Source organism: Algimonas porphyrae (assembly GCF_041429795.1).
In the GTDB taxonomy this organism is placed as follows: Bacteria; Pseudomonadota; Alphaproteobacteria; order Caulobacterales; family Maricaulaceae; genus Litorimonas; species Litorimonas porphyrae.
In genome coordinates, this window is the sequence record NZ_CP163424.1 from 1,099,936 (window position 1) to 1,112,112 (window position 12,177).

At 59.6% G+C, this 12,177-nt stretch carries 9 protein-coding genes; 5 read left to right on the top strand and 4 right to left on the bottom strand.

Features of this window, described 5'->3' with window-relative positions:
- Positions 1–169: 169 nt before the first annotated feature.
- Together AB6B39_RS05380 and AB6B39_RS05385 are read left to right on the top strand one after the other, a co-directional pair.
- Positions 170–1,369: a dicarboxylate/amino acid:cation symporter gene (locus tag AB6B39_RS05380; protein WP_284372823.1), complete on the top strand. Its 1,200-nt coding sequence runs from the start codon at positions 170–172 to the stop codon at positions 1,367–1,369.
- A 121-nt stretch (positions 1,370–1,490) separates the two neighbouring features.
- Positions 1,491–2,366, top strand: coding sequence for an isoaspartyl peptidase/L-asparaginase family protein (locus AB6B39_RS05385; protein WP_284372821.1), 876 nt, complete (start codon positions 1,491–1,493; stop codon positions 2,364–2,366).
- Here AB6B39_RS05385 and AB6B39_RS05390 read toward each other — a convergent pair.
- From AB6B39_RS05390 to AB6B39_RS05405, 4 genes are all read right to left on the bottom strand, one after another.
- On the bottom strand, positions 2,363–4,066 hold the full coding sequence (locus AB6B39_RS05390) for a Mur ligase family protein (RefSeq protein WP_284372819.1): 1,704 nt from the start codon (positions 4,064–4,066) through the stop codon (positions 2,363–2,365). The genes AB6B39_RS05385 and AB6B39_RS05390 overlap by 4 nt on opposite strands.
- A 9-nt stretch (positions 4,067–4,075) precedes the next feature.
- Entirely contained in the window at positions 4,076–6,937 is a 2,862-nt protein-coding gene (cphA, locus tag AB6B39_RS05395) for a cyanophycin synthetase (RefSeq protein WP_284372817.1), read from the bottom strand.
- 33 nt (positions 6,938–6,970) lie between these two features.
- Entirely contained in the window at positions 6,971–7,798 is an 828-nt protein-coding gene (locus tag AB6B39_RS05400) for a cyanophycinase (RefSeq protein WP_284372815.1), read from the bottom strand.
- 136 nt (positions 7,799–7,934) lie between these two features.
- The gene (locus AB6B39_RS05405; protein WP_284372813.1) at positions 7,935–8,945 is read right to left on the bottom strand and encodes an alpha/beta hydrolase family protein; all 1,011 of its coding nucleotides are present in this window, start codon (positions 8,943–8,945) and stop codon (positions 7,935–7,937) included.
- An 80-nt stretch (positions 8,946–9,025) separates the two neighbouring features.
- Here AB6B39_RS05405 and AB6B39_RS05410 point away from each other — a divergent pair, with 80 nt between their 5' ends.
- The 3 genes from AB6B39_RS05410 to AB6B39_RS05420 all read left to right on the top strand — a co-directional run bounded on the left by AB6B39_RS05410 (position 9,026) and on the right by AB6B39_RS05420 (position 11,762).
- Entirely contained in the window at positions 9,026–10,258 is a 1,233-nt protein-coding gene (locus AB6B39_RS05410; protein ID WP_284372811.1) for an aminotransferase class V-fold PLP-dependent enzyme, read from the top strand.
- Between the two features lie 692 nt (positions 10,259–10,950).
- The gene (locus AB6B39_RS05415) at positions 10,951–11,430 is read left to right on the top strand and encodes an RHS repeat-associated core domain-containing protein (protein WP_284373607.1); all 480 of its coding nucleotides are present in this window, start codon (positions 10,951–10,953) and stop codon (positions 11,428–11,430) included.
- Between the two features lie 20 nt (positions 11,431–11,450).
- On the top strand, positions 11,451–11,762 hold the full coding sequence (locus AB6B39_RS05420; protein ID WP_371398708.1) for a hypothetical protein: 312 nt from the start codon (positions 11,451–11,453) through the stop codon (positions 11,760–11,762).
- Positions 11,763–12,177: the final 415 nt, after the last annotated feature.

Here is a 12,177-nt window from a genome sequence, read left to right on the forward strand (position 1 = left end):
AGAGCTGCATGGCTGGTGACGTCCAGGTGACAGAAGAAGCGACGCAAGAGGTGGGGCCGCACGGTTCGGGATTGACTTTCCCGGCCCCGTCATGTCCCGGTGAGCTTTGCCGTCATGTAATCGCTCGTAAAAGCGGCAATGACCGCGTCGAAACCGAGGAAGGGTTTGCATGCTGAACAGGCTTATCGCTATCGGACTGATCCTGGGACTGTGTGTCGGTCTCGGAGCGGCAGCGACGGACAATCCGCTGTTGCAGGCGATTGCGCGCGAATCCGCTCCGCTCGGGCAGATTTTCATCAATGCGATCCGGATGGTGGTGATCCCGCTGGTCGTGGCAATCATCTTCGCCAGCGTTGCCCGGCTCGGCGATCTGCGCAAGCTGGGACGGATCGGCGGGCTGACGCTGGCCTTTTACTGGCTGACGCTGGTCCCGGCCATCCTGCTGGGAATGGGGATCATGACGCTGGGTCTGCGCTTCGTGCCGGATATCGTCATGCCGGCACCGGACGCGCTCACCGTGCCCGAACTCCGGGGGATAACCGACTTCCTCATCGGTCTCGTCCCGGCCAATCCATTCGCGGCGGCAGCCAATGGCGCAATCCTGCCGCTAATCGTCTTCACCAGCTTGCTGGCGGCTGCGGCTGGCACGCTGGCGGAAGAGCGGCGCTTGCGCATGGTCCAGGCCGCCGATGATATCAGCGCCGCGTTGATCAAGCTGGTCTGGTGGATTTTGCTGATCGCACCGCTCGGCGTTTTCGGCCTCATCGCACCTGCCACGGCGCAGATCGGATGGGAGCTGGTGCAGAGCCTGGGCGTCTTCATTATCTGCGTTGCGATCGCCCTGATCCTGTTTGTCGGTCTGATTTATGTGCCGTTGATCTGGGCGTTCAGGCGGATCGGACCGATCCTGTTCGTCCGCCAGATAGCCGGGGCGGTCACGATCGCTTTTTCGACGACCAGTACGGCCACCGCCATTCCGGTTTCGCGCGAAGAAGCGACGAAAAATCTCGGCGTGTCGGAAACGACGGCGGATCTGATTATTCCGCTCGGTGCGTCCATGTACCGTCCAGGCAGTGCGCTGTTCCAAGGCGCAGCAATCATTTTCCTCGCTCATCTTTATGGCGTCCCGCTGGCCATGGGCGCAGCCGGGGCGATCCTGCTGGCGACATTCCTGGTGTCCCTGACGGTCGCGCCCGTGCCATCATCCAGCGTCGTGACCATGGCACCGGCGCTGCAATCGATCGGCGTGCCGGTTGCAGGACTGGCGCTCATTCTTGGTATCGACCGTATTCCCGACATGCTGCGCAGTAGCGTGAATGTGATGGGCCAGATCACGGCGGCAGTGTGTGTCGATGGCAAACAGGAGTGAGGCCTGTTCCGCTGCAGGGCGGATGCGAAATGACTTGCAGATCCCGGCGCGGGATCGCATCAGCCGCACGCGGATGTACGATCTGCGCCGTGTATTCCTTCAACCGCAAACAGAGTAAGTCATGACCTACGCTCTCGTCATTCACGGCGGTGCCGGTGCGCAGCCCGGGACAGATTACACCGTCCAGATGCGCCATATGCGCGAATTGCTCAATCTGGGCGAGGACAGGCTGCGGGCTGGAGACAGCGCCCTCGATGTCGTGACGGAAATGGTTGAACAGCTGGAACTGTCAGGCCTCTACGTCGCGGGCAAGGGCTCCGCCCCGAATACGGACGGCCAGTTCGAGCTCGACGCCAGTATCATGGACGGATCGACCCGGCGCGCCGGGGCGGTGTCGGCGATCGAAAACATGCTCAGCCCCATTCGCGCTGCCAGGCTGGTGCTGGATGACGGCAAACATGTGATGATGACGGGGCGCGGTGCGCGCGACTTCGCGCTGGCGAACGGCTTGGACAGCGTCGATGATCCGGACGGCTATTATACGGAACATGAGGGCCATGGCTCCGGGGCCGAAAATGCCGATCACGGCACAGTCGGTGCGGTGGCGCTGGACATGAGCGGCCACCTAGCGGCGGCGACATCGACCGGAGGCATTTTCAACAAGCGTCCGGGACGGGTCGGCGATACTCCACTGATCGGTATCGGGACCTGGGCGGACGATCAGGTCGCCATTTCCTGCACCGGGCATGGCGAACCGTTCATTCGGGCCTGCGCGGCTTATGATATTGCCGCGCAGATGCGCTATGGCGGAATCGCCATGAACAGTGCGGCCCATGCGACGCTGGCGAAGGTCAAGGCTCTGGGCGGCGATGGCGGCGTGATAGCGATCGACCGCACCGGGCAGGTCATCATGCCCTATAATTCGGACGGCATGAAACGCGCTGCGATCGCGACGAATATGACGAAGGTCGTGCGGGTCTTTGAACCGGAACCCTAATGCGGGACGGGCTGTCCGGCCTGCCAGTTCTCAGTCTGCAAACGCTGAATCAGCGCCAGTGTCTCGTCGCGTTCGGCATAGACCAGCAGGACAAGCAGATCGCCCGGCCTTGCCCATTCCAGCGCCATGATCGCGGCCTCCAATTCGGAATCCGCTGTCAGTATATCGTCTCGCGGATAATCCATACCGTCCAGAAAGGTTCGGATCAGGGCCGGGACTTCGCCAGCTTCGCGCCCTCTCAGCTTGGACGGGATCTCCTTGATGATGATCGTGTCCGGCTCTGCCTCGCGAATGACCTGTGTCATGCGACGAATATCCTCGTCGCTGCGGTCGCCGCCCTGACCCAGCAGATAGAGGCGGCGATCTGCAGGCACGGAATTCAGGGTCTGGGTGAGGGCCTTCAGACTGTGCGGATTATGTGCGAAGTCCAGCATCGCCGTCACCCCGCCAACCTGAATGAGATTGCCACGTCCGGGATTACTGTCCGGCGTGTTCTCAAAATCGAGCAGACCGCGCATAATCGCGTCCGGCGCGACGCCGAGACTGTGCATCAACAGGCTTGCCGCCAGCGCGTTGGACACATTATGCGCGGCCGCACCCCCGAGCGCAGGCGTGAAGTCCGCGACGGGCAAAAGTGGTGTGATCCTGCCTTGCGACAGCAGGCAGAGCTGGTCGTTGGCCACCAGCGCGGCATCGGCGGTGTCCGGCACATCGTCGGGCGTCAGGGATAATCCGTACCAGGCCACCTGTCCCGGAAAGACCTCGCCGCGCGATTTGAGCCGCGGATCATCGGCATTCAGCACCAGCGTTCCAGATGTCCGGACGGCTTTCGAAACGGTGAACTTCGTATCCGCCAGTGCGTCGACATCATGAATGCCATATTCGCCGAGATGATCGGATGCGACATTGGTGATCAGGCAGGCCGCCGCCTGCGACACGGGAAGGCCCCGTCGTAGCAGGCCACCGCGCGCTGTTTCCAGGACGGCCATATCCACGCGTTGATCGCGCAAGGCCTGGCGTGCGCCCTCTGGTCCGGAATAGTCGCCCGTCGCGATTTCCGTGTCGCCGACCCGCACCCAGTCGCTCGTCGAGAAACCGACCGTCCGACCTGCAGCCGCACCGATGGCAGCGGCAATGCGCACGGTCGTGGACTTGCCGTTCGTGCCGGTGACCAGCGCGACCGGGATATCACCGACCTGCCCCCAGTCCACCTTATCGGGCGCGGGCAGCGCGTCGCATGGCCAGCTCCGGCTGGACCGACCTAGTCCGAGGGTCACATGCTCATCGTCGCTCAGACAGGTGACAGCGTGCGATCTGGCGGCATTGGCGAGAGTCAGAAGGGCCGGATTGATCTCGTCGGCGATCTCGCCTCTCAGGCGCTCGACCGTGGCGTTGTGATCCGGCGCGGGCAGATCTGACAGATCGGCCACGGTCCGGTCCCACGCCGCTTCGACGACTTCGGTCGCGGCATAAAGTGCGTCGATCGGCGCAGTGATTGCGACGGTCGCGCCGCCTGCATAAGCGCGCGTGGTCATCGTTTCGTCCGGCCAACCGACAGCATTCAGAAGGGTGCGGACATGGCTGCGCCAGAGCTGCAGCGCTTCGTCCCGACGGTCAGTCACGCTAATTTCCGCCGCCGCACCGGGACGGTCCAGGACCAGGCTCGGTCCCGTCAATCGGCGGGAGTCAGTCAGTTCCATGGGGGAGGATCAGTCCGAATCTTCCGGGTCCACGGCCAGCCGGACACCGCGCTTGTCGCGCACCAGTTTCAGGCCTTCCAGATTGACGGCGATGGACTGATCGTCCTCGTCATCGTCGCGGTCGCGACCCGGCTCATCATCGACGGACCCATAGGTGCCGATCGAAGCGGTCTGATCGCTTCCATCCGTCGGGGAATTTTCGGGATCATATCCGCCGGGACGGTTGAAATAGATGATCTGCTTCCAGCAGCGCGTACTGTCGTCACCGAAGATGACGAGGAGATCGCCGGCTTCGGCCATGTTCAGAGCCGCGTCGACCGCTTCCTCTTCGGACGGAATGATCGTGATATCGGCTTCGGAGACGCCGTTTGCGAGCAAGCCCGCCTTGAGGAGCTTCGGTACTTCGTCGGGTCCGCGCCCGCGCAGCGTATCGTCCCGTTTACAGATATAATGGTCATAGTGCCCGGCAATGATCCGCGCGGTTTCCGCAATGTCCTCGTCGCGGCGATCCCCGGGAACGGCAAACACGCCTATCCGGCGGCCTGTCGGATTTAGCTGATCGACCAGATTGGTCATGGCTTCGAACGCAGCCGGATTGTGGCCATAGTCCAGAATGACCTTGAACGGATGTTCGTCGAACACGTTCATGCGACCCGGCGCTTGGCTGAAACTCGTCGCAAAGGATGACAGGCCGTGACGAATGTCTTCCAGCCTCAGCCCCTGGCTGAAGGCGATGGCGGCGGCGAACATGGCGTTGTTCACATTATGCATCGCGCGGCCTTCCATCGTGGCTGGGATCAGATGTGTCCACATGAGCGGGATGTGCGCGCTCTTTTCGTAGAGCGTGATCATCTGCCCATTGATGCCCTGTTCCAGCACGACGGCGCGGCCACCGACCCGGATATGTTCTTTCACCAGAGGATGGGTCGCATGCATGGTGACGTAGCAGATATTGCGGGCATCCGTATGCTCGGCCATCTTCAGACAGTGTTCGTCATCGGCATTTAGAACTGCCGTATCGCGGGCAATCTCCACGACGAGCCGCTTGACCCGCGCCATATCCTCAAGCGTATCGACGCCTTTCAGACCGAGGTGATCGGCCGAGATATTCAGCACCGCGCCGATGTCGCAATGGCGATAGCCCATGCCGCTGCGCACGATCCCGCCGCGCGCGGTTTCCAGAACCGCCAGATCGACCGTCGGATCACGTAACACCATCTGCGCCGACATTGGCCCGGTCAGATCCCCTTTGACGGTCAGATTCCCGTTTATATAAACGCCGTCTGTCGTTGCCAGTCCGACCGTGTGACCGCTCATCTTGAAGATGTGCGACACCATGCGCGACGTCGTGGTCTTGCCGTTCGTGCCCGTGATCGAGATCATGGGAATGCGGGCGGGCGAGTTTTCCGGGAACAACATGTTCATCACAGCGCCCGCCACGTCGCGCGGTTTGCCCTCAGACGGGGCGACATGCATGCGAAAGCCCGGTGCTGCGTTAATTTCGCAGATGCCCGCGCCATTATCCTTGTAGGACTGGGAGATGTCGGGCGAGAGGAAATCGACGCCGCCAATATCCAGCCCGATTGCCTTGACCGCGCGCACGGCCATTTCGCGATTATCCGGGTGGACGATATCCGTCACATCGATCGCCGTGCCGCCCGTCGAGAGATTGGCGGTAGAGCGGAGATAGAGGGTTTCGCCGTCTTCCAGCACCGTTTCCGGCGTGTAGGTCTTCTCCTCCAGATGCTCCATGGCCTTGGTGTCGAGTTCCAGCCGCGTCAGGACTTTTTCGTGGCCAACCCCGCGGCGCGGGTCGGAATTGACGACATCCACCAGCTCCGCAATCGTGCTCTTGCCATCGCCGATCACATGGCCCGGCACACGTTTGGAGACGGCGACCAGATCGTCATTGACGACCAGCATGCGGTGATCGAAGCCACGAATGAATGTCTCGACGATGATGCTACGGCTGCGGCTATGTTCCTTGGCGAAGTCGAACGCTTCGAGAATATGTTCATCTTCTTCCAGCTCGATCGAGATGCCGCGTCCGTGATTGCCGTCCAGCGGTTTGACGACGACTGGATAGCCCAGCCGCTTAGCCGCGCGCAGCGCGTCTTCCCGGCTTCGCACGAGCCGCTGTCGCGGTACGGGCAGTCCGAGATCGGCGAGGATCCGGTTGGTTTCATCCTTGTCGGATGCCAGCTCGACGGAGATATAATTCGTCTCGCTTGTGATTGTTGCCTGTATGCGTTTCTGATAGCGACCATGGCCCAGCTGGATCAGGCTGCTATAATTGTTCAGCCGCATGTAAGGGATGTCGCGTTCCTTCGCCGCCTTGACGAGCGAGGCGGTACTTGGGCCGAGAGCCAGCCGTTGCGCGCTGCGGATGAAGCTTTCAAGCTCGCTGTCGAAATCGAAATCTTCGATCCGGTTCTCAGGGGCAACCAGGTCTTCCGGCAGCAGGGAGGTGAGAAACTTCAGGGCGAGATCGGCGGCTTCCAGTCCGACGCGTTCTTCCTCGAACTCGAACACCATATTGTAGACGCCAGCTTCGTCCGCGCTCCGGGTTTTGCCAAAGGTGACGTCCGCCCCCGCGATATTCTGGATTTCGATGGCGACATGTTCCCACACATGGGCAAACCAGGTGCCTTCATCCTCGCGCAGGCGCCGGATGAACCCGCCGGGCGCACCATATGAACAGCCATGTTCGTGCAGGCTCGGCAGGGCGGCGATCAGCGGGTCGACAAAGTCTTCACCCAGCCGCCCCGTCGGCCAGTCTTCCAGTACGCCAATGTCGACCTTGTGACGGATGACGGGGAACAGGGCGTAGACGTTGGGTCCTCTGTAAACGGACGTTTCAAGTATATTCATCGGTCTCTCCCAACGTCCATATCATCCAGGCCCTCATCCGGATGACGGACTCGCTTCGCGTGTCGAGAGATCGAAACGTCCCCCATCCAGCAATATATGCAGTCTTATCCCGATTAGACAAACGGGTTTTCCGCGCGAGACGTCCGCCATGGAAGAATGCTCCAATCCGGTCGGGTCGATGACGGTAATCCCGCCGCTGCCGACAATCTCGATCACGTCGTCGGGTCCGATGAAAGCCGCCGTGTCTTCATCCACACCCAGACCGATGCCAAACGGGTTATAGGACAGGGCCGAGAGGAGCCGTCCCAGCCGCCCGCGTTCGCGAAAATGCTGATCGATGATGACCTTGTTGGTCAGTCCCAGCCCCGGCGCCAGCGTCGCAAGGCCGCCCTTGGGCGTCGCGCCGCCGCGTCCGAAGGCGATCATGTGTTCCGGGATGAAGGCGGCCCCGGCGGACGTGCCCGCAATGTGGATGCCCTCTGCATTGGCCCGGCGCATCAGACGGGCTACGGATGTGCCGCCGATGATTGTGGCCAGACGCAACTGGTCGCCGCCCGTCATGAAAATGCCCGTCGCCTTTTCCAGCGTCGCCAGCTTGATCATGTCCTCGCAGTCGGAACGCTCGTCCAGCGTCACAATGTCGGCGGAGGCCACGCCGATCTCTTCGAACACGTCGCGGTAGCGATCGCCCGTATCGACCAGGCGGGACGCGGTCGGAATAATGGCAATGCGCGCCTTGGAGCCGCCGCAGAGTTTGATAAAACGGGTGAGGATGGCGGAGGTGTGGACTTTTCGCTCACCGCCGCCGATCGGGATGATATAGCCGCGTTCGGCATGGTCGCTAACTTTGGCTGGGCACACGATGCGGGAGTCCGTTACTTGGCGTGGCTGGGCCGCTTTCAGAAAAATCCTGGCCAGTCCGCATGATCAAAAAGCGACGCTTTATCTTATCGAAGTGCCGAGGCAAGCCCCATCTGCGGACCGTGAAGCCCTGTCCCTATGGCGTCCCTTTCGGCGTCAGTGACTGCCGGAGCTGTTCGGCCTGGGCCTCGAAGGCCGCCGTTCCGGGAGCGATCAACTCGACATGGCCGCTATCGGCGATTTCCAGATAGTCGGCGCTACCGCCCGCTTGCCGGACTGCGGTCGTGAAGGCCTGTCCCAGGCGGGGCGGCGCGATCCGGTCCTTTTCGCCATTGACGCTGATAAAGCGTGCATCCGCTGGCAACAGCCTTGCGGGCGAGGTGTCGGAAAATACGTCCGGTCGGATCGCGTCGGCGGGACCTGTTAGCTGATCTGCTATCTGCGCCAGGCACGTCGCTGGCGTCACGGACAGCGAGGTTTCGAGATCGGCCAGACCGCCGGAAATGACGACCATCTGAAAGCCGATCACGTGACCCGTGTAGACCTTGCTCTGCGGGTCGAGATTGTACTGCGTCGCCAGCCAAGCTGCAAGATGTCCACCCGCCGAATGACCGAAAGCGGAGATGCGGTCCGTATCGAGCCCGAGATCCGGACCCATCGTCAGGAGCGCGTTCGCCGCGTCGCTGACATCCGTAAACGTGCCCGGATATCCGCCTCCGGCTTCGTCCACACCGCGATATTCGATATTCCAGACGGCCAGCCCGCGCTGGCGCAGATCTTCGGCGGCATAATTCATCAGTGTCCGGTCGGCGATCGCCTTCTGCCAGCAGCCGCCATGAACCATCAGGACGACCGGATGCGGACCCGCACCGTCTGGCAGCCACAGATCTGCGACCTGTGCCGCACCGGAGCCGTAAGCATGGGTCGATGTCGGCTGCGGCAGGGGGCGTTCGGTCAGATCGGGCCAGCGCATCAGGGGCGGGGGGCTTGCACTGTCGGCCTGATCGGTCGGGGTTGCGGCAGAAGCCGGAACCGCCTCCGCCGCCGACTTCGCCTCTGTCTCCACCTCTGCTTGGGTCTGAATGGCCGGCGCGGCGCAACTCCACAGGAAAATGGCCGTGGCCATCGATATGACAGTCAGTCGCATAGCGGGTTTATCCTTTCGGTCTTGGGTCATTCCGCTTTAGGGACTGGAACTGACGACGTACACTATGGGATCGACCCTTCATGCAATCTGTCCGGTTTCCCCGATCCCGCGCCGAAGCAATCGCCTGTGACGCGGAGGATCCGCTGGCAGAGGCCCGCGCCCATTTCAACCTGCCCGACGACGTGACCTATCTGGTCGGCCATTCGCTCGGCCCGCCTGCCATGTCGGCGCTGGAAGCTTTGCGCCGCGTCGGCGAGCATGACTGGGCGACAGGCCTTGTCGGATCGTGGAATGCGGCAGGCTGGATCGACCTGCCGACCGTGGTGGGCGCACGCGTTGCGCGGTTAATCGGCGTTCCACCGACCGCTGTGTCGGTGTGCGACAGCGTATCGATCAATCTGTTCAAGCTGGCCGGTGCGCTGCTCAGTTCGGGCACGGTGGCCCGCCGGATTATCGTCGAGAACGGAGAATTCCCGACCGATCAGTATATTCTCGAACGCCTGTCCACGCTGCAACAGGCGGACTTTGTCCGCGCAGATCCTGGAGCGGGACTGGACAGCTTGTCGGGCGGCGGGATTTTGGTTCGCAGCCTGGTCGATTACCGGACGGCGGCGATTGCGGATGTCAAAGCGGTCGAACAGGCCGCGCAGCGTCAGGGCGCCGTCGTCATCTGGGATCTGAGTCACGCGACCGGCATCGTCGATCTGCGTCTGGAGGCGTGGGGCGCCAGATATGCCGTCGGTTGCAGCTATAAATATCTCAATGGCGGGCCCGGCGCTCCGGCCTTCCTCTATGTGCATCCCGACCATGTCGATGTCTTGCAGACACCGTTGGCCGGGTGGCTCGGCCATGCCCGCCCCTTTGCGTTCGAGCCGACCTACGATCCCGCCGATGGGGTGAGCCGCTTTGTGGCGGGAACGCCGCCCATCCTGTCTCTGGCGACCTTCAATGGGGCGCTGGATGTGTTTGACGGGCTTTCGCTCCGCCATCTCCACGATAAGGCGCAAGCGCTCGGTGACCTGTGTCTGGCGGCATTTGATCGGCTGGGGCTGGAGACTTCATCACCGCCGATCGGCCATCCCCGCGGCGGACATGTCACGCTGCGCCACCCAGATGGTTATGCCATTTCCAGAGCGTTGGCAGAGCAGGGATATCAGACGGATTTCAGACCACGGGACACGATCCGTTTTGGCATGTCGCCACTCTTCCTGCGTTATGTCGATGTCTGGGACATGAGCGAAGCCCTCGAAGACATTCTCCTCACACGCGCTTATGAAGACCCCCGCTTTGCCGTGAAGTCAAAGGTGACATAAGCCGTAGAGGCTTTATCGGTCGCTAAAGCGGTCGTTCTTTTACTGTGGTTTTCTTCTCACCATTTCGAGGGGCCTGTCACTCCAAATCTTAAGAATGTTCTGATGCTGGAGAGCGCATCTCAAGTGAAGGAGAGTGCATTTGTTCCGGATGTGAGGTTTCGGTCAGTGTTAGAATGTTTTCCAAATGCCAAATAATTTCCAAAATGGTGATGTTTCAAGCGTTTAAACGCAAGCCTCACCAAAGGTAATTTTTGCAATGAAAGCTGGCTGGAGCACAACTATCTGATGATCGCTCAGAGGGCTATCAATGTATGCCAGTGATGCTCAGACTGACATTCATATGTCTGGATTAATGACAGTGCGTAAAACTTGGTTCGAATAAAGTGACTGTAGTTTCAGAGTCATTGAAAAACTCAATATTTGCATGCAAGTCCTTTCGAGGTGGTGCGCTCATAAGCTTTCCGTAGGGGGAGTTGACAGGGCTATATAATCCCCGCCCTAAAACCCAATCCCCGCCTTCCCCGTCCACCCTGCACTCACCTCACTCGGTACGGGCATTGGACACTGCGTTACTCTATTTCGCGGCGAGGTCTGTTTTGGGTAGGGCGGCGTCTGAGGTCTTTGCGGACTTTACCACGCCTTACGGCCTAAATCCGACGTCGTCCTGGTGGGGCGACAGCGCGACCGGCTTCGTGCTGGCGACGGGGCCCGGTGCAAATCCGGGCTCGAACTGCGGCGTTACGGGCTTCACCAGCCATGTGCGCGACTGCGAAAGCGGCCTTCAATACATGCAGGCCCGGCATTACTCGCCCGTCTCCGCGCGGTTCCTGAGCGTGGATCCGGTGACGTTTATGGAGACGGGAATGCCGGGGATGTTCAATCGTTATGGCTACACGCTCGGTGATCCCATCAATATGTGGGACCCGGATGGAAAATCTCCTTTGAGAGATCATTATTATTCGACAGGAAGTGGTACTCTTCCCTCTGGTATGAAATCCACAGGGAGTTCAGCTACTGGATCAGTAATTGGTGACGCCAAAATAGCTATAGGCGCAGCAATTATATTCGCGGATATTGCTACATTGCCTTCGGGAGAGGGCGTTCTGGGAAGCATGATGATATCTTCAGCAGTTAAGAATGCAGCCGCAGATGCTGCAATTGGGGGGCAGTAGCTGCCGCAGTCGATATCGATATGCAATTGAATGCTTTAGGAGAAAATGGAGGGGGGTTGAGTGAAGTTGATCTGCAGCAAACAGCAGGGGCTGCATTAGACGGAGCTGTTGCTGGTCCGGTAGGTGGATCGGCGGGCCGGCTCGCAGACAAAGGACTTGTAACTTTACATAAAGCTGGTGGTACCACCGGTGATAAGAAAGCTGATGCTTTACTGAATGTTGTAGCACCTCATCTAGGTACCGCATCTGCAGCAGCAGTTGGTGCCGGTACGCAATATAATTCAGAGAATCAGGCGCCCCCACAGACTAACGAAGAGGGCGAATTTCGCTAATAAATGTTTGCAAAAAGGAGCTTCAAGTGAAGTGGAAAATATTCAGGCATGCTATAATTTCTGGATCAGCGGCAACATTAACATTATTACTAATGAGAGTTGCTTTTTATGAATATGGGATTGATCTAAATTTTATTATTATCATGCTGATAGTTTTTGTTATCGTGGCCCTGATTGTTTATTTAAAAGAGTCTGCGAAAAATTGACACTTCGACTTACCATATAGTTTGCCCATATAGTTTGCCCATATAGTTTGACCATATAGTTTGCGTTAGGTAGCATTGCTGTAATAATTAAAGATATAACTGATGGCAATGAGTTTTAAGAGTATTAGTAGAAAACCATTTTTAATATACGCCTTTGTCGCCTTGGTGTTTATATTTTATAGTGCAGGACTAATCGAATTTAAGTCTTC

What these genes read in the sequence shown, in the direction of transcription:
- cphA (WP_284372817.1), bottom strand. Translation starts at nt 6,937, where the DNA reads ATGAATATACTTGAAACGTCCGTTTACAGAGGACCCAACGTCTACGCC.
- AB6B39_RS05405 (WP_284372813.1), bottom strand. Translation starts at nt 8,945, where the DNA reads ATGCGACTGACTGTCATATCGATGGCCACGGCCATTTTCCTGTGGAGT.
- AB6B39_RS05390 (WP_284372819.1), bottom strand. Translation starts at nt 4,066, where the DNA reads ATGGAACTGACTGACTCCCGCCGATTGACGGGACCGAGCCTGGTCCTG.
- AB6B39_RS05385 (WP_284372821.1), top strand. Translation starts at nt 1,491, where the DNA reads ATGACCTACGCTCTCGTCATTCACGGCGGTGCCGGTGCGCAGCCCGGG.
- AB6B39_RS05380 (WP_284372823.1), top strand. Translation starts at nt 170, where the DNA reads ATGCTGAACAGGCTTATCGCTATCGGACTGATCCTGGGACTGTGTGTC.
- AB6B39_RS05410 (WP_284372811.1), top strand. Translation starts at nt 9,026, where the DNA reads ATGCAATCTGTCCGGTTTCCCCGATCCCGCGCCGAAGCAATCGCCTGT.
- AB6B39_RS05420 (WP_371398708.1), top strand. Translation starts at nt 11,451, where the DNA reads ATGCAATTGAATGCTTTAGGAGAAAATGGAGGGGGGTTGAGTGAAGTT.